Genomic DNA, 21,077 nt, shown 5'->3' with positions numbered 1-21,077 from the left:
GACCAGCACGGTGGCCAGGAAGAAGGCGTCCGCGTGGGCGGACGGCAGCGCGGCCAGGAACAGCGCGGTCATCACGGCCAGCAGCGCTCTGATCCACCGCGTCCGCTGCGGCCCGGTGCGCCCGAGGGTGAGCGCGAGCAGGACGTAGCAGAGGCAGAACGCGACGACGACGGCGTACCCGGCGAGCGCCGCCGTGCCGCTGGCGTTGCCGCTCATGGCCACCGCGGTCAGCGCCGGGAAGACCAGCATCCCGGCGCCCAGCAGTATCCGCCGCAGGCCCCCCGCCCAGCGGTGGGCGGGCGCCGGCGTGCCCTCCCGGTCGAGGTCGGTCACCCTGTCGGTCACCTTCTGTCCTTCCTCAGGGCCGGGCGGCGAACAGCGTGCGCAGCTGCCGTCCGTTGAGCAGCACGGCCGCCCCGGCGAGGGCGAGGCCGCACAGGCCCTGTTCGATCTTCATCCAGACCGGGAAGACGCCCGGCACCGCGATGATCGCAGCAATCGCGACCAGCATGACGCCGGAGATGATCCGCAGCCGCCGGAAGGCGCCGCGGGAGCCGCGCGCCGCCCGGACGGTCAGCAGCAGGGTGACGGCGGCGCTGACCAGGACGATGGTGCCGCGCACCCACACGGACGGGGTGATCAGGTCGGTGTGGGAGCGGAGGGCGAAGGCCGCCAGCATGGTGAGCGCGCTGAGGCCGAGGTAGACGAGCACGAGGTGCCGTACGGTGCGGAAGACCCGACGGGTGTCGGGGTGGTGCAGGTCGGTGGAGGTCATGGCTTCATCGTGGCCGTCGGACCGGGGCGGCCGGCAGTGTGCTGCCACACCGCCGGACCGTGACATTTGTCAGCCCCTCGCCACCGGCTGCGCCCCGGCGCCCCAGCGGCGCCCCACCCGCCGGCGGCCCGGTGCCCGACCGGCCGCGGCCCGGTGCCCGGGCTCAGCCGAGGCGGACCCGGGTGCACCTGGTCACGTACGGCACGGCGACCTCCTCCCGGCCGGCCAGGTCGGGGTGGCTGGCGAGCAGCTGCTCGACGTCGGCCAGCAGCCGGGCGCGGTCGGCCTCGGGCAGGGCGATGACGTAGCTGCGGGAGGCGACCATGTCGAGGACGCCGGCCGGGGTGGTGGGGTGCTCCCAGCGGACCGCCCGCCGCGCGGGGCCCCCCACGGGCGCCCGCAGGCCCGGCGCGGGGCCCCGCCGCGCCCGCGCCGCGCGGTGCATCAGGGCGCCGAGTTCGGCGGCCCACGGCTCGGTCTCGTCCCGGACGTTCCAGATCAGGGCGAGGGTCCCGCCGGGGGCGAGCACCCGGGCGATCTCCGGGACGGCCGTGGCCTGGTCGAACCAGTGCCAGGCCTGGGCGACCACGACCGCGTCCACACTGGCATCGGGCAGTGGGATGCGTTCGGCCGAGCCGGCCCGTACGGCGGCCTTCGGCACGGCGGCGGCCAGCCGGTCGCGCATCTGCGGGTCGGGTTCGACCGCGACCACGTCCAGCCCGGCCTCGACCAGCATCCCGGTCAACTTGCCGGTGCCGGCGCCCAGGTCGAGCACCCGTCGGGCCTCGCGGGGCACCGCGGAGCCGATCAGGGCCTGCGGGTAGCCGGGCCGGCCGTGCTGGTAGGCGGTGGCCGCGAGGCCGAAGGAGCGCGCGCGCAGCCGGCCGGCCCAGCGGCGGGTGGCGCCCTGGCGGGTCATCCCGCAGGCGCGGCCGATCTCCTCCCAGGTCGCCTGCCGGCCGCGCCGCAGCTCCTCGACCAGGTCCGTGCGCCGTTCCTCCAGCGCCTCGATCGTCTCCGAGAGCCGGTGCAGGCCGTCCAGCCCGCCACCTGCGGCCACCTGGGCCGCCACCCGCCGTCCGGGGTCGTTGTCGTCCATGGCCCGCACTGTAGGGGCGGACCGCCGAGGGCGTCAACGGTCATTGCTCGCTGGCGCAACAGATGTTGCGCCACGCCGGGACGTCCCCCGGAGGAGTGATCACCGCGCACCGCGAGCCGCTCGTAGCACGAACTCGTCGCTGATCGTGGCGACTTGGGCCGGAAACCCTTCACATGGGCGAATCCCGGCCGGGTTGCCGGTGCGCGGGCGGCCGGGCGAGAAGCCTGGTGACGGGCGGTGGCCGACCGGACTCCGACAGGTGTGCGAGATGTCGGTCATGTCCGGCAAGTTGCCACAAGTCGGTTGACGGACAGTATTTTTGAGTTTCGGTCAGGATTGTCCTGAACTTGGCTATGCTGCAGCACCACGCCTCCGGAGCCGGTCGTCGCCCGACCCCGTTCGTTCCCACCCGTTCCCGACTTCTGTTCCGATCGTCCGATCGTTTGAGGATGCCGAATGCTTCGAGCTGGTACGTCACCCACCAGACGGCGCCCCGCGCCCCTGCTCGGCTGGATACTGCCCACCGCCGTGATGGCTGCGGCGGTCGCGGTCGCCGCGGTGGTGGTGTCGGCCGGAGCCCGGGCCCAGGTGCTGTGGTGCGGGGCGACGGCCACCGTGCTGGTCGCGGTGGTGGCCGCCGAGTCCGCCCGCCGCGGGCGGGCCCTCGCCGACCTGCGGGACGAACACACCCGGCGCGTCGAGGAGTTGCACCGCAAGCTGGCCGGGCAGGAGGACGAGCTGGAGCGGATGGCCACCGGCGAACTGCGCCGGCTCGTCGGCGGCGCCCGGTACGGCTCCTCGATCGACGTGCTGCTCCAGCCCTTCCAGCGCCCGAACCCGCTGCTGTCACGGAAGTTCCGCGCCTCGCTGGAGCAGGTGGTGCGCGGCATCGCCCAGGCCGTCGACGACGAGGTCAGCCGGCGCGACTCCGCCGAGCGCGCCTTCGTCAACCTGGCCCGCCGGGTCCAGGCGATCATCCACCGCCAGGCCAAGGACCTGCGGGAGATGGAGGACCGGCACGGCAACGACCCGGCGGTCTTCGACGACCTGCTGCGCCTCGACCACGGCAACGCCCTGGTCGGCCGCCTCGCCGACTCCATCGCCGTGCTCTCCGGCGCCCGGCCCGGCCGCCAGTGGACCCGCCCGATCGCCCTCTACAGCGTGCTGCGCGGCGGGATGTCCCGGATCCTCGAGTACCAGCGGGTCGACCTCCACCCGGTCACCCAGATCTCGGTCACCGGACCGGCCGTCGAACCCCTGATCCACGCCGTGGCCGAGCTGCTCGACAACGCCACCCGCTACTCCCCGCCGCACACCCACGTCCACCTGAGCGCCTCCGAGGTGCAGAGCGGGATAGCGATCGAGGTCGAGGACGGCGGCCTCGGACTCACCGACGAGGCCCGCATCCGGGCCGAGCGCTCGATGCGCGAGGCCATGGTGTCCAAGGACTTCGACGACCTCACCGAGTCCCCCCGGCTGGGCTTCGCCATCCTCGGCCGGCTCTGCCAGGCGTACGGCTTCCAGGTGTCGCTGCGCCGCTCCGCGTACGGCGGCGTGCGCGCGGTGCTGGTGGTGCCGCAGGAACTGCTCACCACCGCTCCCCCGACCGGGCGGGCGCACGGCATCGGCGCCTTCTCCGGGCCGCGGCCGCTCCCGGCCAACCCGCCCCGGCACGCTGCCCCCGCCCGGCCCTGGGGCGCCCGGACCACCCCGGCCGGTGCCGGGTCGGCCGGTGCCGGGGCGCCCGGCGGGCCGGGGCACCCGACCCTGGGCACCGCCGCCGAACCGGCGCGGTCCGCCGGCATCGGGCCCTCCTTCGGCGCCACCACCCCCTGGGGGCCGTCCCCCGCCGCGGCCGGGGACGACGAGGTGGTCGTCACCGAGCGCACCCCCAACGGCCTGCCCCAGCGCCGCCGCAGCCGCCCCACCGGCCGGGCCGCCTTCGCCACGCCCCCGCGCGGCACCGCCCAGCCCAGCGGCCCCACCGCCGGGCCCGCCGCCGGACCGGCCGCCCCGGCGCCCCGCCCCAAGAAGCAGCCCGGCCTGTGGCTGGAGGCCTTCATGGAGGGCTACAAGGGCACCGGCGGCACCAAGGACGCCACCCCGGGCAACCCCCCGGGCACCACCTCGGGCACCACCCCGCAGCACAGCGCCGGACAGCCCGGTACCGAAGAGACGGCAGCGAAAGGCGAGCAGTGATTCCGCACCGCAGCAACATGGACTGGATCCTCAACGACCTCGCACACAGCGTCCCGTACGTGCGCCACGTCATCGTGCTGTCCGCCGACGGCCTGCGGATCGCCCAGTACGGCGCCGACCCCGACACCGCCGACCGGCTGGCCGCCGCCTGCGCCGGGCTGCAGAGCCTGGCCGCCGCCGTCGGGCACGAGTTCCCGCACGGCAACGGCGCGATGAAGCTGGTCGTCATCGAGGTGGACGGCGGCTACTTCTACCTGATGTCGGCCGGCGACCGCGCCTACCTCGCGGTGCTCGCCGACGAGGGCGTGGACGCCGGGCTGGTCAGCCACCAGATGCGCGACCTGGTCGACCGGATCGGCGAGCACCTCTCCACCCCGCCGCGCAACCCGGAGGTGGTCGCGTGAGCCGCCGCACCGCGGCCCGCACCACGGCCCCGGCAGCGGCCCCGGTGACGACCCCCGCAGCGGCCCTGGCAGCGGCCCCGACCAGCACCCCCGGCCCCCGGGCGGGCACGTGAACGAGCACAGTGAGGCAGTGACATGACCGCCGACCAGGGCGGCTGGGACGGACCCGAGCCCGATCGCCTGTACGTGATCACCCGCGGCCGCAGCGGCCCCTCCGGGCCGGGCGTCTTCGACCTGGTCACCCTGATCGTCTCCCTCGCGGAGCCCACCCCCGCCATGCAGCCCGAGCACGCGGCGATCCTGCGGCTGTGCCGCTCGCCGCTCTCGGTGGCGGAGGTCTCCGCCTACCTCGAACTGCCCACGAGCGTGGTCACCGTCCTGCTGGCGGACCTCCTCGACGACGGGCGGATCGAGGCCCGTTCCGCCGTGCCCGCGGCGGAACTCCCCGACCGTGCCCTGTTGGAGGCGGTGATCCATGGACTTCAGCGGCTCTGACACCGTCGTCGGCCCGGCGAGCGCGGACCTGCTGCCCGACACCGTCACCACGGCCGTCAAGGTGGTGATCGTCGGCGGCTTCGGCGTCGGCAAGACCACCCTGGTCGGCGCGGTCAGCGAGATCCGTCCGCTGACCACCGAGGAGACCATGACCCAGGCCGGGGTCGGCGTGGACGACCCGACCGGGGTCGAACGCAAGACCTCCACCACGGTGGCCATGGACTTCGGCCGGATCAGCATCAGCGACAAACTCGTGCTGTACGTCTTCGGCACCCCCGGGCAGGAGCGGTTCTGGTTCCTCTGGAACGGCCTGTTCGAGGGCGCGCTGGGCGCCGTCGTCCTGGTGGACACCCGTCGGCTGGAGGTCAGCTTCGAGGTGATCGGCCGCCTGGAGGACCGCGGCGTGCCCTTCGTGGTGGCCGTCAACGGCTTCCCCGAGGCGCCCAGTTACGCCCTCGACGAGCTGCGCCAGGCGCTCGACCTGCCGGCCGAGGTGCCGATCGTCGCCTGCGACGCGCGCAGCCGGCAGTCCAGCCGGGACACCCTGATGACGCTGATGCACTACCTGTACGAGCTGGCCGCACCGCCCGCGGGCTGAGGCCCGCTCCCGCGGCCCCCACCCCCGTCGTACCGCTTCCGAACCTCGTGACCCGGAGACCCTGTTGACCACCCCGTTCCCCGACGACGAAGCCGCCCCCGTCCCGCCGCCCGGCTGCCCCGCCCACGGGCACGCCGTCGAGCCGACCGGCCCCGGCGGGCTGCGCCGGCTGTACGGCCCCGAGGCCGAGGCCGACCCGGCGGGCCTCTACGAGAAGCTGCGCGCCGAACACGGCGACGTCGCCCCGGTGCTGCTGCACGGCGACCAGCGGGCCTGGCTGATCCTCGGCCACGCCGCCAACATCACCGCGATGCGCACCCCCTCGCTGTTCTCCCGCGACTCCCGGCTGTGGAGCGCCTTCCGCAACGACGAGGTCCCGCCCGACTCCCCGCTGCTGCCCGTGGTCGCCTGGCAGCCGATCTGCGTCTTCGCCGACGGCGAGGAGCACCGCCGGCTGCGCAACGCCCTGCTGGACGGCCTGAACGGCTTCGACCGGCGCGGCATCCGCCGCCACGTCCGCCGCTTCACCACCGACCTGGTCCAGGTGGTCGGGCCGACCGGCCGGGCCGAGCTGATCACCCAGTTCGCCGAGCACCTGCCGATGCTGGTGATGACCAAGCTGCTCGGCATGCCCGACGAGTACGGCCCGCAACTCGTCGATGCCGCACGGGACCTGATGAAGGGCACCGAGACGGCCATCGCCAGCAACGAGTACGTGGTGGCGAGCCTGCGCCGCACCATCGCGATCAAGCACGAGTCCCCCGGCGACGACCTCACCAGCCGCCTGCTCGCCCACCCGGCCGGGCTGACCGACGACGAGGTGATGGAGCACCTGCGGGTGGTGCTGCTCGCCGCCAACGAGACCACCGTCAACCTGATCGCCGACTCCTTGAAGATGGTGCTCACCGACCCGCGCTTCCGCGCCCACCTGTCCGGCGGCCAGATGACCCTGGGCGAGGCGCTCGACCAGGTGCTCTGGGACTCCCCGCCGATGTCCCTGGTCGCCGGGCGCTGGGCCACCACCGACACCGAGCTGGGCGGCCAGCAGATCCTGGCCGGCGACCTCCTGCTGCTCGGCCTCGCCGCGGGCAACGTCGACCCGACCGTCCGGCCCGACCTCGCCACCCCGCTCTACGGCAACCGCTCCCACCTGTCCTTCGGGGCCGGACCGCACGAGTGCCCCGGGCAGGACATCGGCCGGCACGTCGCCGAGGCCGGGATCGACATCCTGCTCACCCTCCTGCCGGACCTCCGACTGGCCGTCCCCGAGGAGGAGTTGACCTGGAGCTCGGCCTGGATCTCGCGCCACCTGACGGCGCTGCCGGTGGAGTTCACGGCGCAGGAGATCGAGCCCGACCCGGAGTCGGTCGCCGAGGCGGAGCGGGCGGCGGAGGAGGCACGGGAGCTCGCCGAACGCGCACTGGCGGCCACCCAGCGGGCGGCCGCCCAGGCCGCGGCATCGGCGGCGGGGACGGAGGCGGCCTCGGCATCGACACCCGCTGACACCGCGACCACGACCGCGACCGTCCCCGCGCAGCGGCGCAGCTGGTGGGACGCCCTCACCGGCCTGTGCCGGCGCGGAGCCCCGGCGCTGAGCCCCGGGGCGCCGGCCCCCGGGGGGCGGCGGCCGCTGCGCAGCGGTCGCCGCCCCGACTCGTCCGGATGCCCCGGTGCGCGTGCAACGCACCGGTTCTGCGACGACGTTGATGGGATGGACACCGTCATCGTGCTCGAACCCGACATCCCGACCAACGTCCGGCTCCTCGGCCCCGGCCACCAGCCGGCCGATCCGGAGAACCCGGTGCGCCTCGCGCACGCCGCCCCCGCGGAGGCCTCCGGCGTCTGCGGCCCGCTCACCCTGTGCGGCCTGGACACCTCCGGCATGACGCTCGCCCCGCACCGCTCCGCCGACCGGGGCCGGCCGCGTGCGCACTGGAACGCCTGCCGGAACTGCCGCGCCGTCGAGGAGGGCGCGGCACCCCGCACCGCCGCTCGGTCCGCCCCGGGCGAACCCGGCTCACCCGGGGGCGACGCCCTGGCCGGGTAGCCGGGTAGGCCGCCACCGGCCCCGCCCTGCCGTCGGCGCCGCCCCCGCACCTCCGCCTCAGCCGTGCCCGTCGGTGCGGCGGCGGTGCAGGGTGAAGGTGTCGACCGGGGTGAGGTCGCCGTGCGGGCCGTCGAAGGTGTAGTAGGTGACCCGCATCGTGGTGGTGCCGCCGCGGCGGTCACCGGGGTCGACCTCGAAGGTGGCGAAGCCGTGGGTGTGGGTGCGGTCCTGGTAGGCGGCCCAGGGCGCGTCCTCGGTGAGCCAGATCGACTCCCGGTACGGCGCGCCCGGCGCGGGCTTGTCCGCCAGGCCGATCACCACCCGGCCCTGGGGGCGCTCGAACAGGTCGTCCTGGGTGGTGGCGGCGTTGCCCCCGGCACCGATGACCATGTGGACGGTGCCCCGTCCGGTGTCGGCCAGCCGGGGGTCGGTGCCGGTGGGCACCGGGGTGCGGGCGTCGTTCGGCAGGGTGCCGCGGACGGGGTGGGAGCGCTCGTAGTAGTGCTCGTGGCCGCTGACCACCAGGTCGACCCCGTAGGCGTCGAACAGCGGGCCCCAGGCCTCGCGGATGCCGAGGTCGCTGCCGGAGCCGTGCTGGGAGCTGGAGATCATCGGGTGGTGCATGCAGACCACGATCCAGTCGATCCCCCGGTCACCCCGGGCGGTGCGCAACTCCCGCTCCAGCCAGCGCTGCTGGGCGCCGCCGGAGTAGCCGCGCAGATAGGTCTCGCCGGAGTTCTGGATGGCGACGTCGTCGTTGGCGAGGCTGATGAAGCGCACCGAGCCGACGGTGAAGGCGTACCACATGCCCCGGGTCTCCTCGTCGCGGTCGGCGGCGGAGGCGGGGAGGGTGAAGTAGGCCTGGTAGCCGTCGGCGCCGATCGGGCCGTTGCCGCCCTCGTTCTCGTGGTTCCCGGCGCACGGCATCCAGGGGCGCAGCCGTGTCGACCGGCTGTTGTTGATGAACCAGTCGGCCCAGATGGCGGTGCGGCTCTGCCCGTGCCGGCCTCCGTAGGAGGCGTAGCAGAGGTCGCCGTTGACCAGGTTGAACAGCGGGCCGACGCGTTCGACGGCGGCGACGATGTCGGCGGCGTGCGGGCTGCCGATCTGGCTGGTGGTGTACACCGGGTACTTGCCGAGCGGTGAGGGCATGCCGTTCGGGAAGTCCACCTTGCGGCGCAGGTTGGGGGTGGCCTGGTCGCCGAAGCTGGTGAAGGTGAAGGGGGTGCGGCCGCGCGGGGCGGTGGTGAACGTACCGGTCTCCGGGTTCGCGCCGTCGTGCCCGGCGCTGTACAGGTACGTGGTGGCCGGGCGCAGTCCGGTGAGCCGGGCGTGGTGGACGTACACCTCGTCCTTGCCGAGGGAGTCCCGGTAGGTGCGGGTCTCGGCCTCGACCGCCGCCCCGGTGCCGCCCTCGGGCGTGCCGAGCCGGACCAGCGGGCGCCGGACGGACTGCGGGGTGAGCCAGGAGACGGTCATCTCGGTGGCCGGGTCGGTGCCGAACTGCAGGTGCAGGCCGCTCACCGAGGGCGCGCCGATCCGGTGCGGCCTGGCCTGCAGCAGCGGGCTCGCGGGCGGGTCGGCCGCCCCGTCCTCCGCCGCCGCCGGCCCGGCGACGGCACCCCCGCCGACCAGGGCGGCCCCGGCCGCCGACGTGCCCTTGAGGATGGACCTGCGTGCGATCGTCATGACGCTCCGTCTGCCGAGTGGGGGTTCGGGACCCGCAGCACTGTAACGACATGAGCATGCAAAGGCGACCGCTTTCCCCGCGCCCGCCCGGAGCACCCGCCACGCCCGCGCCCGGGACCGGGACCGGTAGGTTGTCGTGATGACCGATTCCCTCCCGCCCGGCGGCCTGGTGCTGGGTACGGACGAGCTGATCGACCGCTGGGCCGACGCGTGGCGGCCGGAACAGGCCGCGGAGCGGCTGGGCGGGTTCGGCGCGAGCTGGTGCGTCGCGGCGGGCTGGGCGCTGGACCTGTTCCTCGGGCGGCAGACGCGGCCGCACGGCGACCTGGAGATCGCCGTGCCGGCCGCGTCCTTTCCCGAGCTCCGGGCACGCTTCCCGGAGTTCGTGTTCGACGCGGCGGGTCACGGGCGGGTCTGGCCGGCGGCCGACGCGGCGGCGCTGGCGGCCACCCACCAGACCTGGGTGCGGGAGCCGTCGAGCGGCCGCTTCCTGCTCGACGTCTTCCGTGAGCCGCACCGGGGCGGTACCTGGATCTGCCGCCGGGACGAGCGGTTGCGGTTGCCGTACGATGCGGTCGTCGAACGGACGGCGGACGGGATTCCGTATCTCGCACCGGAGTTGGTGCTGCTCTTCAAGGCGAAGACGATGCGGCCCAAGGACCGGGCGGACTTCGACACCGTACTGCCGTCACTGGACCGCACGCGGCGCGAGGCCCTGCGCGGGTGGCTGGCGCTGGTGCACCCGGGCCATCCCTGGGCGGAGCGCCTGGCGGGCTGACCGCGCCCGGCGCACACCCACGACCACTGGAGAGCAGCACGGCATGGAACTGACCAGGGGCGACAAGCGCGCGATCGTGGCGGTGGGGCTGATCTGCGTCGGGGTGGCGGCCTGTTACGCGTGGGGTGGTGACGGGAGCGGATCCGACGACCCGCTCCCGTACAAGCGCCGCCCCGCCTCGCTGCTGTTCCGGATCGATCTGGCGGACCCGGACGCGCTGCACACGACCGTGGCGGCCGACGACCGCACCATCACGCTGGACGCCTCCTGGAGCGGCTGCGACTACAAGCCCGACCTGGTGGTGAGGGAATCGGCCGACCAGGTCACCCTGATGCTGAACCGCCGCGACGCCTCCGGCCCGGACATCGGCTGCGAGGACGGCGGCATCGCCCGGCTCACCGCCGTCCTCCACCGCCCGCTGGGCGCACGCGCGTTGACCGACGCCGTCACCGGGAGGCCCGTCCCCCACGCCCACGGCTGAGGCCGTCCTCCGATCACGGCGGGTCCCCGTACTCGCCCGCGTGGTTCCGGACGGCCCTGGCGACGACGGCGAAGCCGTGGTCGAGCATCTCCCGCTCGTAGCGGCGCACCGCGTCGAGCAGGGGCGCGCCCGAGGTCAGCCGGGCGGCGAGCAGGCCCGCGTCGTGGAGGGCGGCTCCGGCGCTGAGGCCGGCCGGCGGCATCGGGTGCGCCGCGTCGCCGACCAGGGTCACCGGTCCGGGCGGCCACGGTTCGGGGCGTGCGGAGGCCTGGATGCCCGCGGGCACGAGGTACCCGGGCTCGGCCAGTCGCAGCAGCGCGCCGAGCGAGGGGGCCCAGTCGGCGACGATGTCCGCCGCCAGTTCCAGCAGCTCGGCGGCGCCGAGTCGGAAGAAGTCGGGGCCGCACCTCCCGGCCGGGGCGGTCAGGCCCCACATCAGGTAGTCCTCCGCCGGTGGCAGCCCCAGTTCGGCCGGGTTGCGGCGGAAGCGCTGGGCGGCGAGGGCGAGGCCGCGGCCGTCCGGGCCGAGTACGCCCAGGAAGCCGTCGAGTGCCGGCGGCGGGGTCAGCTCCCGTGCCCGGGCGGTCAGCGGGGTGCGGCCGTAGATCAGCCGGCTGTCGTACGCGGTGACCGGGAAGTGCGGCAGCAGTTGGCGTCGGACGCCGGAGTTGACCCCGTCGGTGGCGACCAGCAGGTCCCCCTCGGCGACGGAGCCGTCCGTGAGGAGGAGCCGTACCGTACCGTCCTCCGGCAGCTCGTAGCGGGAGAACCCGGCGCCGAACCGGACCGAGTCCGTCAGGCCCTGCAGCATGATCCGGCGCAGTGTGAGCCGGTCGACGGTGATGCCCGCGGCGTCCGGGGGGAGCGGGATGGCGGTGAACTCGCGCAGGTCGGGGCCGGTCATGGTGACGCCGCCGCCCGCCCGGCAGGACGTGGCGACGGCCTGCTCGTAGGCGGCGGTGGGCAGCCAGGTGCGCAGTGCGGCGTCCCCGTCGCCGTTGATGTGGATCCGGTAGCCCTGGGCGCGGGCGTCGACGGCGCCGTCCCGCTCGAAGAGCCGGACGTCGTGGCCGTGGCTGCGCAGGCCGTGGGCGAGGCACGGGCCGGCCAGGCCCGCGCCGATGATCAGGACGCGCATGAAACCCCCAGGTTGAGATCATCTCAGCTGAGACTTTCTCAACACGGTAGCATCGGCGGCATGACGGCCCCGCCGATCGATCCGAGCGCCCTCGGACTGCTGCTGTACCGCGCCCACCGACTCGCCCGCGCCGGCGCCAACGAGGCGGCCCGGCCCACCGGGCTGGAACTCCATCAGGCCGCCGTGCTCGCCACCGTCCGGGCCGGCGGGATCGGCAGCCAGCGCGAACTGGGCGCGGCCCTCGGCATCGACAAGTCCACCCTGGTCCGGATCGTCGACGACCTGGAACGCCGGCACCTGCTCGAACGCCGCCGGACGGCCCACGACCGCCGCGCCTACGAGATCGTGATCACCGAGGACGGGGAGCAGCACCTGCGCGAGGCCGACGCGCTGTTCCGCGGCGCGATGCAGAGCCTGCTGGCGGTCTTCGCCCCGCGCGAACAGCGGCAACTCCACGACCTGCTGGCCCGCTTCGTCGCGCAGGAGGGACCGACGGAGAGTTGAGGCACAGGCCGGTACGCCCCGGGGGTCGCACCCCCGGGGCGGCGGCACGGTCCGTCAGGCCGAGGCCGAGGGCGTCGTCACGGCCTGGACGCGGGCCTCCTGGGCGGCCCTGGCCGCCAGCGGGTTGATGTCGGCCCGACGCTCCCGCTGCATGGCCGTCAGCCGGGTGACCATCAGGATCGCGGTGATCGCGGCGACGAGTCGCAGGACCTCCTCGGCGGTCTCCAGCCGGAGGCCGATGCGCAGGCTCTCGAGGTCGGCGTAGTCCCGCACGGTGAAGCCGGTGCTCTTGAGCGTGGCGAGCCGGCCGAGGATCAGGGAGCCCATCCAGGTCAGCCACCACACCGCGACGATGCTCTCGGACGGCGTGCGGCGCCTGCCCTCGGCGTCCAGCGGTGCGCTGGCCCGCCAGCAGTCCACCATCAGCTGCCAGGGGAACCAGAACATGACGATCGGGGTGAACCAGCCGCCGATGGTCCAGCCGCGCCCGAGGCGGTGCCCCTTCGGCAGCAGCAGGTCGGCGTTCCCGCGGGTGCGGTGGAACCAGAGGATGAACACCACCACGGTGGCCAGCCCCACGGGGACGACCGCCCCGTTGAACGTGTGGACCACCGACCCCAGGGCCGCCGGGGTGTCCGGATCGACGCCGTCCGCGCCGTCCAGCAGCTGCCCCGCGAGCACGTCCAGCCAGACGTCCAGGACGACCACCGCCAGCGCCGCCACGGCGCCCAGGCCCAGCAGCACGTTCAGCGCCGTGGCGAGGCCGTTCGCCGGCCGCAGCGCGGCCGCCCATCCGGGGGCCGCCTCCGCGCAGCCGAAACAGCGTCCGCTGTCCGTCCCCACCGGGCGCGCCCCGCACGCACACTTCATCGGATCGTCAACTCCTGGAATCGCCGGGCAGCTCGACCGGGCACACCGGTACGCCACCGCCCCGACCGGGACGGGCGCGCCGACTCTAGGGGATCAGCGACCCCGGCTGCCAGTGGGTTTTCGCAGGTCAGGGGCGGTATCGCCAGATACCCGACAGATCGCACCACCGGGGTCGGGAGGCCGGCCCGGCAGCCGACGGGCACCCGTGCGCGGCGGGCTCAGCCGGCCGGCCGCTCCAGCGCCCGGACGAGCAGGTGGGCGTTGGCGAGGTCGAGGTCGGTGGCGCGGCGCAGCTGCCGGACCGCCCCGTTGCGGTCGCCCTGCGCCAGCAGGCGCAGCAGTGCGTCGTGCAGCTGCGCGTCCTCGCGGGCCAGCCGGGCGGCGGCCTCGGCGGGGGTGGCGGGCAGGCTGCCGTCGCGGACCAGGGCGGCGAGGGCGGCCGGGCTGTGGAGGAGGGCGAGGAAGGTGTCCTCGCGCAGCGCGCGGGCGGCCTTGACCTCGGCGCCCTCGGCGTACAGGGCGAGGGCGCGCTGCTGGGCGGCGGCGGGGATCGGCGTCAGGGTGGCAGCGGTCGCTGCGGAGGCGGCCACGGTCAGCACTCGTTCCCTGGCGCGGTGGCGCCGGACGTGGGCGGGTGGAAGCGCATGGGGCTCCTTGTCGTTCTGCGGATCACGGTGCGGGGGGGGTTCAAACTACGGAGCCGCCGAAGCGCCGATCAAGGCGATCTGATGGTCACTTGAGCCTTACCGCCCGGTAGCCCCACGACTTCAGCCGAACGGCGGGCCCCTCCCCCGCCGTCCGACGGGCCCCGGGCGCGCACAACCCCCGGGCCCGCACCACCCCCGGGCCCGCACCACCCCCGGGCGCGCCGCGGCCCCGACGGCCGGGGCTCCGTCGGGGCCGGGGCGGGTGCGGGGAGGTCAGGGGCACTGCTTCCAGGCGAGGTGGTAGGTGGTGTTGATGTTGCCGTCGGTGGAGTCCATCGTCATGAAGCTGGTGGTGTGGGCCTGGTCGGAGCTGCCGCCGGCGACGCGCAGTTCGGTGTTGATGTTGAAGTTGCGCTCCTCGCCGCAGGGGGCGAAGACCAGGGCGGCGACGTCGACGGTGTCGGTCGCCTGCCAGCTGTCGTCCTTCGGGCCGTCGAAGCGGTGGCTCTGGTAGCTGGTCTGGGAGTCGCCCTGGAAGTAGTAGTTGGCCCGTTCGGTGCCGTTCGCGCCCTGTTCCAGGTGGGCGAAGCCGCGGTAGTCGGCGGAGGCGATGGCGTAGGTGAAGCCCTGGGGGACGTGCACCCGCAGGTCGAGCTGGCAGTTCTTCCGGAAGTCGGTGGGCTTGGAGCCGACGCCCACCTGGGCGAGGTAGCTGCTGTACGTCACGGTGAAGGCGGTGTTGTCGGGCGAGACGGCGACGGCGGCGGTTCCGGCCGGACAGCCGGAGCCGTTGACGGTCGCGACGTCGATGACGATGCGGTCCGGCGGGGTCGGCAGCGAGTCGCCGCCGAAGGTCGAGGTGCCGACCAGTGCGGCGGTCGCGGTGGCGGCGACGGCCAGGGTACGGAGCAGCATGGGCTTCCCATTCGATCGTCCACGGAGGTTCGGGGGCGGAGCGGCGCGCTGCGGCGCAGGGCGGCGCGACGGCGCTGCGGACGAGGCCGAGCGCGGCCCCCTCGGGTTTGACGTGGCTATGTCAGCACATCGCGCGGACGGTGTACAAGGGGTGACGCATGGTCACTGTCGACGGGCTCGGCGGCCCCCCGGGTGACCTGCGGGCGTGGGGCGCGGGTCCGGTGGATCGGGCACCCGCATAGTCGGAGGGTTGATCACACCTTCCGATCGTGAGACGAGACGACCGTGCCCTTCCCCCGCCGCCGGACCGCCACCACGGCCCTCGCCCTGCTGCTCGCCCTCCCCGGCTGCGGAGCCCCGGCACCCACGCCGAACGCCACCGGGGACCGGACCGCGACGGCCACCGAGGACCCCACCGCGACGGCCACCGCGACGGCAGGAGGCCAAACCCCTTCCGAGCCAAGGGCGTTCACCCTGGTCGCCACCGGCGACGTCCTGCCCCACACCGAGATCATCCAGCAGGCGAAGGAGGACTCCGGCGGCACCGGCTACGACTTCACCGCCATGCTGGCCGGCGTCAAACCGCTGATCAGCGGCGCCGACCTGGCCATCTGCCACATGGAGACCGTCTACGGCGCCGACGGCGGCCCGTACACCGGCTACCCGGCCTTCAAGTCCCCGCCCCAGGTCGCCAAGGCGCTCAGGGACGCGGGCTACGCCTCCTGCGACACCGCGTCCAACCACACCCTGGACGACGGCCCGGCCGGCATCCGCCGTACGCTCGACGCGATGGACGCCGTCGGCCTCGCCCACACCGGCTCCGCCCGCACCGCCGAGGAGGCCGGGAAGCCCGCGCTGCTGCGGGCGGGCGGCGCGACGGTGGCCCAACTCGCCTACACCTACGGCACCAACGGCATCCCACTGCCGAAGGACGAGCCCTGGGCGGTCAACCTGATCGACCGGGACCGGATCCTCGCCGACGCCCGCGCCGCCCGAGCCGGGGGCGCCGACCTGGTGGTGGTCAGCATCCACTGGGGCACCGAGTGGCAGGACACCCCGAACGAGCAACAGCTCACGCTGGCAAGCGAGTTGGCCGCAGCCGGCGAGGGCCCGGGCCGCCCCGACGTCGACCTGATCCTGGGCACCCACGCCCACATCCCGCAGGCCTACGAGAAGATCGGCGACACCTGGACGGTCTACGGCCTCGGGGACCAGCTCGCCGGGCACATGTTCACCCACGGCGACACCGAGGACCCGCGCGGCAACTGGAGCTCGCTCGCTCGCTTCACCGTCGGTCCGCCCGCCGGGCCGGGGCAGCGCTGGACGGTGAGCCGGGCCGAGTTCGTCCCGCAGATCACCGACCTCGGCCCGCCCTACCGGGTGCTCGACCTGCGCGAGGCCGTCCGCCGCAACCCGGGCCGCGCCGACTGGGTCCGCGCGCTGGACCACATCCGCACGATGGTGCTCAGCCGCGGCGCCGGCGCGGCGGGCCTCACCATGGCACCGTGACGCCCGCCGGGCGGACGTCACCCCCGTCGCCCCCACGGCAGCCGCCCGAGCCCGCACCTCACACGCAGTAGCCGCCCAGCCCGTGCTCCAGGAGGTCGAACGCCCGCCGCGCGGCGGCCACCGCGTCCGGGTGGACCACCTCGGCCGCCTCACCGGCCGCGAGTCGCCGGACGTTCTCCCGGACCAACTCGGCCTGCACCCCGCACAGTTGGGCTGCCACCGTACGCGCCACCGTACGGGACGCGACATCCCGCACGCCGGCCCCGCTCTGCTCGGCGAGCGCGTCGGCGAGCGCGTCGACCGTGCGGGTGGCCTGCTCCAGGACGCGCAGCCGCAGGCTCGGCGCGGCGAGCACCATCCGATGGAAGGCGAGGACGTGCGGGTCGTCGTCGAGGCCGGTCACGACGTCGTGCCGGTCGAGTCCGGCCAGGAAGCGCCGGCGCACGGCCACGATCGCGGACTCGCCGGGGGCCCTGTCGAGGACGACGGCGACGATGTCGTCGAAGTGGTCCTCGAAGCGGTGCAGGACCAGGTCCTCCTTGGTCGGGAAGTGGTTGAAGACCGTCATCGTCGAGACCTCGGCCACCGCCGCGACCTCGGAGACGGGGACGTTGTCGAAGCCGCGCTCCAGGAACAGCGCGATCGCCGCCTCGGAGACGGCCCGCCGCGTCTGCTGCTTCTTCCGCTCCCGCAGGCTGCCGGTCCCGTTGCTCATGCCGGCACGCTACCACATCACTTGTGTCGCTCAAAGATTTTATTGACAACAGCATTTTAGTGACTATAAAAATCCTCCCAGGGGTCGCCACCGGGCGACCGCGCCCAGGAGGAGGGGTCGGATGCACAGCACAGCAGCGGTCGGGGCGGTGCCCGGGGAGGGCGCCGACCCGCCGATGAGCCGGAAGCACGTGGTCATCGCCGTGACGGGCTGCTTCGCCACCCTGTTACTGGGCCTGCTCGACCAGAACATCGTCAGCGCGGTGTCCTGGACGATGGTCAAGGATCTCGACCCGCTGCACGGCGTCGATCACCTGCCGTGGCTGCTGACGGCCTACACCCTGGCCGACTGCATCGTGCTCCCGCTGTACGGGAAACTGGCCGACGTCCACGGCGCCAAGCGCGTCTACCTGTTCTCGCTCGGCGTCTTCCTGGCCGGGTCGGTCCTGTGCGGCCTCGCGCGGAACCTGCCCGAGCTGATCGCCTTCCGGGCCGTGCAGGGCGTGGGCGGCGGCGGACTGATGTCCGTGACCATGGTGGTCCTCGGACTGCTCACGAGGCCGGGCGGGACGCACGCGGAGGAGGATTCGGGTAAGGCGGGCATGGGCGGGATCATGGTGGGCCTGGGCATCGTGCTCGGTCCGGCCGCAGGCGGACTGGTCGCCAACCATCTGAACTGGCGCTGGGTGTTCTACCTCAACATCCCGCTGGGCATCGCCGCGTTCGTCACGTCCGCACTGCTGGTCCGACTGCCGGTGACACCGGTCGGACGCCGCATCGACTTCCTGGGCGCGGCCCTCATCGCCGCAGCCGCGAGCGCACTGCTGATGGTCTCCCAGTGGGGCGGCAAGGACTACGCCTGGACCTCACCGACCATCGAGGGCCTGGGCGCTGCCGCGCTCGTCCTGCTGGCCGCGTTCGCCTGGCGTCAGACCACCGCGGCCGAACCGATCTTCACACCGGCCCTGCTGCGCAACCCGGTCGTCCGCATCATGGTGCCGCTCGGCTTCTTCGGCGGCATCGGCCTGGCCGGTTCGGTGGCCTACCTGGCCGGCTACCTCCAGGAGGCCCGGGGGCTCACCCCCACCGGCGCCGGTCTGCTGTTCTTCCCGATGGCCATCGGCATGGTCGTCATCGGTGTGCTCTCCGGGAAGGCCATGGTCAGGATGGCCGGCCGCCACCGCTACCAGCTGCTCGTCGGCCACCTGCTGGTCGCCGGCGCGATGGTGGTCTTCACCGGCCTGGGGACCGACACCCCGCTCTGGTTCCTCGGCTTCGGACTGTTCCTGCTCGGCCTCGGACTCGGGCTCTGCCTGGGCATCGGCCTGATGATCACCCAGAGCGCGGTCGGCCCGGAGCACCTCGGCGTGGCCACCACCTCGGTGCGCTTCGCCCAGCAACTCGGAGCCTCGGCCGGCCTGGCGCTGTTCGGCACCGTGCTCAACCGCGAACTCGCCTCGAAGCTCAGCAGTGCGGCGGGCGCCGCCGACGCCGACGGCCGGTTGAACACCTCCGCCCTGCCCACCCTGGACCCGGAGCAGAAGCGCGTCGCGCTGGACGCGATCGTCTCCTCCACCCACACGGTGTTCGCGATCGCCGCCTGGGTGATGGTCGTCCCGGCGGTACTGTCCCTGTTCCTCCGGGAACGACCGGTCCCTCACGGACGCCGGCCTCGGCAACGTCCGTGAGGGAGCGGCAGAGCCGGCGACGGCCTGCCTACGGCTTGCGGCCCACGCCGCCGTACACCGAGACCTGGCCGTCGAGCCGCTGCGCGGGGTCGCCCAGTTCGGGGTGCCACTGGTTGATCAGGACCACGCCGGGGTCGTCCAGCTCCAGGCCGGTGAAGAAACGTTCCACCTCGGCGTGCGAACGCGTGTGGACCTCTATTCCGGCCTCCGCGTAACGCCGGGCGCCCGCCTTGGCCGCCTCGGGCGCATTGTCGGCCGTGCCCGCGCTCAGGGCCAGGAAGCTGCCGGAGGGCAGGGCGTCCACGAGCTTGCGCACGGGCGGGTGCGCGGCCTCGTCGGAGAGGAAGTGCACGATGTTGATCAGCGTCAGCGCGACCGGCTGCGTCAGGTCCAGGGTGGCGGCCACCCCCGGATCGGCCAGGAACCTCTCCGGCTCGCGCAGGTCGCCCTCGACGTAGGCGGTGCGCCCCTGCGGGGTGCTGCTCAGCAGCGCGCGCGAATGGGCCAGCACGATCGGGTCGTTGTCGACGTACACCACCCGGCAGGCCGGGTCGACCGCCTGGACGATCTCGTGCAGGTTCGGCGCGGTCGGGATGCCGGTGCCGACGTCCAGGAACTGGCGGACGCCGTGCTCCTCGGCCAGTCGGCGCACCATCCGGTGCATCACCGCGCGCGCGGCGGCCGCGGCGGTCCGGGCCTCCGGGAGGTCGGCGAGCACCCGGTCGCCGACCTCGCGGTCCGCCGGGAAGTTGGTCTTCCCGCCGAGCAGGTAGTCGTAGACCCGCGCGGAGTGCGCCCGGTCCGTCCGCAGGTCCACCTGCGGCGGCGGCTCGAAGTCCACCTCGGTCAGCCAGCTCTCCGGCCCGTTGCCGTCCATCGTCGCCCTCCCCGTCCGGCGTCTGGTCCGGACCACTCAACCACAGGACGTGAACGTCCGTCAGGCGGTTCCCGGTGTCCGCTGAACCCCGGATTCCGCCTCCCGGAGCACGGCGGTGAAGGAGGGCACCCGCATCGCCGTCAGCAGGCCCAGCACCGGCCCCGCCGTGCAGACCGTGACGTAGAACGGGATCAGCCCGAGCTTGCCGTGGGAGTCCAGCCACGCGGCGAGCAGCGGGAAGGTGCCGCCGAAGGCCGCGATGGTGGCCGCGTTGACCACGCCGAGGCCCACCGCGCGCACCTCGGTCGGGAACAGCAGGCCGGTGAACACGTTGAGCGTGCCGAGCACCGTCGCCACCATCATCCCCAGCAGCACGGCCACGAGTTGGAAGGGCAGCCAGCCCTCGCGCAGCCCGGCCAGCAGGAACCCGACCAGCGGCACGGGCAGTCCGAACCCGATCCGGGCCACCGGCAGCAGGCCGAAGCGGTCGGCGGCCGCGCCGGTGAGCAGCATGGTGGCCAGCACCACGGCCAGCACGACCGTCATGAAGGAGGCCGCCCGTTCCTTGTCGATGACGTGGTAGGCGGCGGCGTACTGCGGCAGGTAGGTCAGCGCGAAGTAGTAACCGACCGTGCCGCCCAGGGTGTTGAGGAAGACGGTGAGCACCGCCCAGCGGTGCTCCCGGAGCGTGCGCAGGAACGGCGGGCGCCCGCCCGGCCCGGCGGCGGCCCGGGCGCGCTGGAACTCGGCGCTCTCCGGCGCGGCCCGCCGCACCCACACCGCGCCCAGCCCCAGCAGCGCGGCGGCCACGAAGCCCCAGCGCCAACCGCCGTTCTCCAGACCGGACTTGCCGATGGCGTGGATCAGCAGGGTGAGCACCCCGAAGGACAGCAGCGAACCCAGGATGATCCCGCCGTAGGAGACCGAGCTGAACGCGAACCGGTGCCGGGGCGGCGCCGTCTCGGTCACGTACGCGGCCACGCTCGGCGCCTCCCCGCCGAAGGCGAGCCCCTGCACCACCCGCACCACGACGGCCAGCACCGCCGCCCAGACGCCGATCGTCCGCTGCCCCGGCAGCACGGCGAGGCCCAGGCTGGCGACGGCGATCACGGCCATGCCGAGGCTGAGCGCGAAGCGCCGCCCCCGCGTGTCGCTGAGCCGGCCGATCAGGTACGAGCCGACCGGGCGGGCGACGAAGCCGACCGCGAAGGTGGCGTACGCGGCGAGCGTGCCGCTGACCCCGCCCTTGCCGTGGCCGAAGAGGTCGGCGGCGAAGTAGGGCGCGAGCACGGCGTACACGTTCCAGTCGAAGGACTCGACCACCGACCCCACCGTCGCCGCCGCCAACTCCCGTCGCCGGCCCCCGTCGTGCACCCCGTCACGGGCGGGGGCGGTATCGATGCGATCTGTCATGGCGTCAGCATGACACCGTTCGACCTGCGGCGGAATCGGGTTCGGCGACCGCTGCGGCGCGAACCCGGCGACCCGGCGACGGCCGGCGCGCGGCCGGTGCGGCGGCGAGCCGCGGTACCCCCGTAACCGCGCCTCGCCGCCGGACGGGCCCGACACCGTCGGGCCAAGCCTTCATCCTCGCCCCGGGACGAGGACGACGACCACGACGTTGACCTGACGTTGACCTGACACTTGGCC

Annotated in this window: 20 protein-coding genes and 1 pseudogene; 10 read left to right on the top strand and 11 right to left on the bottom strand. The window is 73.9% G+C overall.

Going from position 1 to position 21,077, the window contains the following annotated elements; translation table 11 throughout:
- The 3 genes and pseudogenes from ACFXPX_RS24410 to ACFXPX_RS24400 all read right to left on the bottom strand — a co-directional run.
- Positions 1 to 345, bottom strand: a pseudogene (locus ACFXPX_RS24410) (hypothetical protein); the annotation flags it as partial.
- 13 nt (positions 346 to 358) lie between these two features.
- A complete protein-coding gene (locus ACFXPX_RS24405) occupies positions 359 to 775 on the bottom strand; it encodes a hypothetical protein (protein ID WP_380643250.1) in 417 nt (138 codons plus the stop codon).
- A gap of 163 nt (positions 776 to 938) precedes the next feature.
- Positions 939 to 1,874 (bottom strand): class I SAM-dependent methyltransferase, encoded by a 936-nt coding sequence (locus ACFXPX_RS24400; RefSeq protein WP_380643248.1) that lies wholly within the window; start codon positions 1,872 to 1,874, stop codon positions 939 to 941.
- A 456-nt stretch (positions 1,875 to 2,330) separates the two neighbouring features.
- On the opposite strand from ACFXPX_RS24400, the gene ACFXPX_RS24395 reads away from it, so the two are divergent.
- From ACFXPX_RS24395 to ACFXPX_RS24375, 5 genes are all read left to right on the top strand, one after another.
- On the top strand, positions 2,331 to 4,073 hold the full coding sequence (locus ACFXPX_RS24395; RefSeq protein WP_380527078.1) for an ATP-binding protein: 1,743 nt from the start codon (positions 2,331 to 2,333) through the stop codon (positions 4,071 to 4,073).
- 17 nt (positions 4,074 to 4,090) lie between these two features.
- Positions 4,091 to 4,477: a roadblock/LC7 domain-containing protein gene (locus ACFXPX_RS24390; protein ID WP_360231742.1), complete on the top strand. Its 387-nt coding sequence runs from the start codon at positions 4,091 to 4,093 to the stop codon at positions 4,475 to 4,477.
- 135 nt (positions 4,478 to 4,612) lie between these two features.
- Positions 4,613 to 4,972, top strand: a complete 360-nt coding sequence (locus ACFXPX_RS24385) for a DUF742 domain-containing protein (protein WP_350510307.1) — start codon at positions 4,613 to 4,615, stop codon at positions 4,970 to 4,972.
- A complete protein-coding gene (locus tag ACFXPX_RS24380) occupies positions 4,953 to 5,570 on the top strand; it encodes an ATP/GTP-binding protein (RefSeq protein ID WP_380527076.1) in 618 nt (205 codons plus the stop codon). The genes ACFXPX_RS24385 and ACFXPX_RS24380 overlap by 20 nt, the downstream gene beginning before the upstream one ends.
- Positions 5,571 to 5,634: 64 nt before the next feature.
- Positions 5,635 to 7,617: a cytochrome P450 gene (locus tag ACFXPX_RS24375; RefSeq protein WP_380643246.1), complete on the top strand. Its 1,983-nt coding sequence runs from the start codon at positions 5,635 to 5,637 to the stop codon at positions 7,615 to 7,617.
- A 57-nt stretch (positions 7,618 to 7,674) separates the two neighbouring features.
- Here ACFXPX_RS24375 and ACFXPX_RS24370 read toward each other — a convergent pair whose 3' ends face one another.
- Entirely contained in the window at positions 7,675 to 9,306 is a 1,632-nt protein-coding gene (locus ACFXPX_RS24370) for a purple acid phosphatase family protein (RefSeq protein WP_380643244.1), read from the bottom strand.
- 139 nt (positions 9,307 to 9,445) lie between these two features.
- Here ACFXPX_RS24370 and ACFXPX_RS24365 point away from each other — a divergent pair, with 139 nt between their 5' ends.
- Positions 9,446 to 10,084 (top strand): nucleotidyltransferase domain-containing protein, encoded by a 639-nt coding sequence (locus ACFXPX_RS24365; protein WP_380643242.1) that lies wholly within the window; start codon positions 9,446 to 9,448, stop codon positions 10,082 to 10,084.
- Positions 10,085 to 10,127: 43 nt separating this feature from the next.
- A complete protein-coding gene (locus ACFXPX_RS24360) occupies positions 10,128 to 10,565 on the top strand; it encodes a hypothetical protein (RefSeq protein ID WP_380643240.1) in 438 nt (145 codons plus the stop codon).
- 13 nt (positions 10,566 to 10,578) lie between these two features.
- On the opposite strand, the gene ACFXPX_RS24355 is transcribed toward ACFXPX_RS24360, so the two are convergent.
- Complete coding sequence (locus tag ACFXPX_RS24355; protein ID WP_380643238.1) at positions 10,579 to 11,703, bottom strand: FAD-dependent oxidoreductase; 1,125 nt, start codon at positions 11,701 to 11,703, stop codon at positions 10,579 to 10,581.
- 60 nt (positions 11,704 to 11,763) lie between these two features.
- Here ACFXPX_RS24355 and ACFXPX_RS24350 point away from each other — a divergent pair, with 60 nt between their 5' ends.
- Positions 11,764 to 12,207 carry a MarR family winged helix-turn-helix transcriptional regulator gene (locus ACFXPX_RS24350; RefSeq protein ID WP_380643236.1) on the top strand — a complete coding sequence of 148 codons (444 nt, stop codon included), beginning with the start codon at positions 11,764 to 11,766 and terminating at the stop codon, positions 12,205 to 12,207.
- Positions 12,208 to 12,261: 54 nt separating this feature from the next.
- Here the strand turns inward: ACFXPX_RS24350 and ACFXPX_RS24345 are convergent, their stop codons facing one another.
- The 3 genes from ACFXPX_RS24345 to ACFXPX_RS24335 all read right to left on the bottom strand — a co-directional run bounded on the left by ACFXPX_RS24345 (position 12,262) and on the right by ACFXPX_RS24335 (position 14,639).
- The gene (locus tag ACFXPX_RS24345; RefSeq protein WP_380643234.1) at positions 12,262 to 13,077 is read right to left on the bottom strand and encodes a DUF4328 domain-containing protein; all 816 of its coding nucleotides are present in this window, start codon (positions 13,075 to 13,077) and stop codon (positions 12,262 to 12,264) included.
- 218 nt (positions 13,078 to 13,295) lie between these two features.
- Positions 13,296 to 13,667, bottom strand: a complete 372-nt coding sequence (locus ACFXPX_RS24340; protein WP_380643232.1) for a hypothetical protein — start codon at positions 13,665 to 13,667, stop codon at positions 13,296 to 13,298.
- A gap of 330 nt (positions 13,668 to 13,997) precedes the next feature.
- Positions 13,998 to 14,639, bottom strand: coding sequence for a DUF4360 domain-containing protein (locus ACFXPX_RS24335; protein ID WP_380527055.1), 642 nt, complete (start codon positions 14,637 to 14,639; stop codon positions 13,998 to 14,000).
- Between the two features lie 285 nt (positions 14,640 to 14,924).
- On the opposite strand from ACFXPX_RS24335, the gene ACFXPX_RS24330 reads away from it, so the two are divergent.
- A complete protein-coding gene (locus ACFXPX_RS24330; RefSeq protein ID WP_380527053.1) occupies positions 14,925 to 16,148 on the top strand; it encodes a CapA family protein in 1,224 nt (407 codons plus the stop codon).
- 58 nt (positions 16,149 to 16,206) lie between these two features.
- Here the strand turns inward: ACFXPX_RS24330 and ACFXPX_RS24325 are convergent, their stop codons facing one another.
- On the bottom strand, positions 16,207 to 16,863 hold the full coding sequence (locus ACFXPX_RS24325) for a TetR/AcrR family transcriptional regulator (protein ID WP_380527051.1): 657 nt from the start codon (positions 16,861 to 16,863) through the stop codon (positions 16,207 to 16,209).
- A gap of 121 nt (positions 16,864 to 16,984) precedes the next feature.
- Here ACFXPX_RS24325 and ACFXPX_RS24320 point away from each other — a divergent pair, with 121 nt between their 5' ends.
- Entirely contained in the window at positions 16,985 to 18,550 is a 1,566-nt protein-coding gene (locus ACFXPX_RS24320; protein WP_380643230.1) for an MFS transporter, read from the top strand.
- A 28-nt stretch (positions 18,551 to 18,578) separates the two neighbouring features.
- Here ACFXPX_RS24320 and ACFXPX_RS24315 read toward each other — a convergent pair whose 3' ends face one another.
- On the bottom strand, positions 18,579 to 19,427 hold the full coding sequence (locus ACFXPX_RS24315) for an SAM-dependent methyltransferase (protein WP_380592197.1): 849 nt from the start codon (positions 19,425 to 19,427) through the stop codon (positions 18,579 to 18,581).
- A 60-nt stretch (positions 19,428 to 19,487) separates the two neighbouring features.
- A complete protein-coding gene (locus ACFXPX_RS24310) occupies positions 19,488 to 20,840 on the bottom strand; it encodes an MFS transporter (protein ID WP_380592195.1) in 1,353 nt (450 codons plus the stop codon).
- Positions 20,841 to 21,077: the final 237 nt, after the last annotated feature.

Origin of the sequence: Kitasatospora sp. NPDC059146 (assembly GCF_042786665.1) — a bacterium.
GTDB lineage: Bacteria > Actinomycetota > Actinomycetes > Streptomycetales > Streptomycetaceae > Kitasatospora.
Note: the sequence above shows the minus strand (reverse complement) of the source record. Positions and strands in the feature narration are given on the sequence as shown.

Bases quoted from the DNA above. Each gene is read 5' to 3' on its own strand.
- ACFXPX_RS24345 (WP_380643234.1), bottom strand. From the start codon at position 13,077: ATGAAGTGTGCGTGCGGGGCGCGCCCGGTGGGGACGGACAGCGGACGC.
- ACFXPX_RS24320 (WP_380643230.1), top strand. From the start codon at position 16,985: ATGCACAGCACAGCAGCGGTCGGGGCGGTGCCCGGGGAGGGCGCCGAC.
- ACFXPX_RS24395 (WP_380527078.1), top strand. From the start codon at position 2,331: ATGCTTCGAGCTGGTACGTCACCCACCAGACGGCGCCCCGCGCCCCTG.
- ACFXPX_RS24370 (WP_380643244.1), bottom strand. From the start codon at position 9,306: ATGACGATCGCACGCAGGTCCATCCTCAAGGGCACGTCGGCGGCCGGG.
- ACFXPX_RS24360 (WP_380643240.1), top strand. From the start codon at position 10,128: ATGGAACTGACCAGGGGCGACAAGCGCGCGATCGTGGCGGTGGGGCTG.
- ACFXPX_RS24405 (WP_380643250.1), bottom strand. From the start codon at position 775: ATGACCTCCACCGACCTGCACCACCCCGACACCCGTCGGGTCTTCCGC.
- ACFXPX_RS24325 (WP_380527051.1), bottom strand. From the start codon at position 16,863: ATGAGCAACGGGACCGGCAGCCTGCGGGAGCGGAAGAAGCAGCAGACG.
- ACFXPX_RS24310 (WP_380592195.1), bottom strand. From the start codon at position 20,840: ATGACAGATCGCATCGATACCGCCCCCGCCCGTGACGGGGTGCACGAC.
- ACFXPX_RS24385 (WP_350510307.1), top strand. From the start codon at position 4,613: ATGACCGCCGACCAGGGCGGCTGGGACGGACCCGAGCCCGATCGCCTG.
- ACFXPX_RS24390 (WP_360231742.1), top strand. From the start codon at position 4,091: ATGGACTGGATCCTCAACGACCTCGCACACAGCGTCCCGTACGTGCGC.
- ACFXPX_RS24365 (WP_380643242.1), top strand. From the start codon at position 9,446: ATGACCGATTCCCTCCCGCCCGGCGGCCTGGTGCTGGGTACGGACGAG.
- ACFXPX_RS24315 (WP_380592197.1), bottom strand. From the start codon at position 19,427: ATGGACGGCAACGGGCCGGAGAGCTGGCTGACCGAGGTGGACTTCGAG.
- ACFXPX_RS24355 (WP_380643238.1), bottom strand. From the start codon at position 11,703: ATGCGCGTCCTGATCATCGGCGCGGGCCTGGCCGGCCCGTGCCTCGCC.
- ACFXPX_RS24350 (WP_380643236.1), top strand. From the start codon at position 11,764: ATGACGGCCCCGCCGATCGATCCGAGCGCCCTCGGACTGCTGCTGTAC.
- ACFXPX_RS24380 (WP_380527076.1), top strand. From the start codon at position 4,953: ATGGACTTCAGCGGCTCTGACACCGTCGTCGGCCCGGCGAGCGCGGAC.
- ACFXPX_RS24335 (WP_380527055.1), bottom strand. From the start codon at position 14,639: ATGCTGCTCCGTACCCTGGCCGTCGCCGCCACCGCGACCGCCGCACTG.
- ACFXPX_RS24400 (WP_380643248.1), bottom strand. From the start codon at position 1,874: ATGGACGACAACGACCCCGGACGGCGGGTGGCGGCCCAGGTGGCCGCA.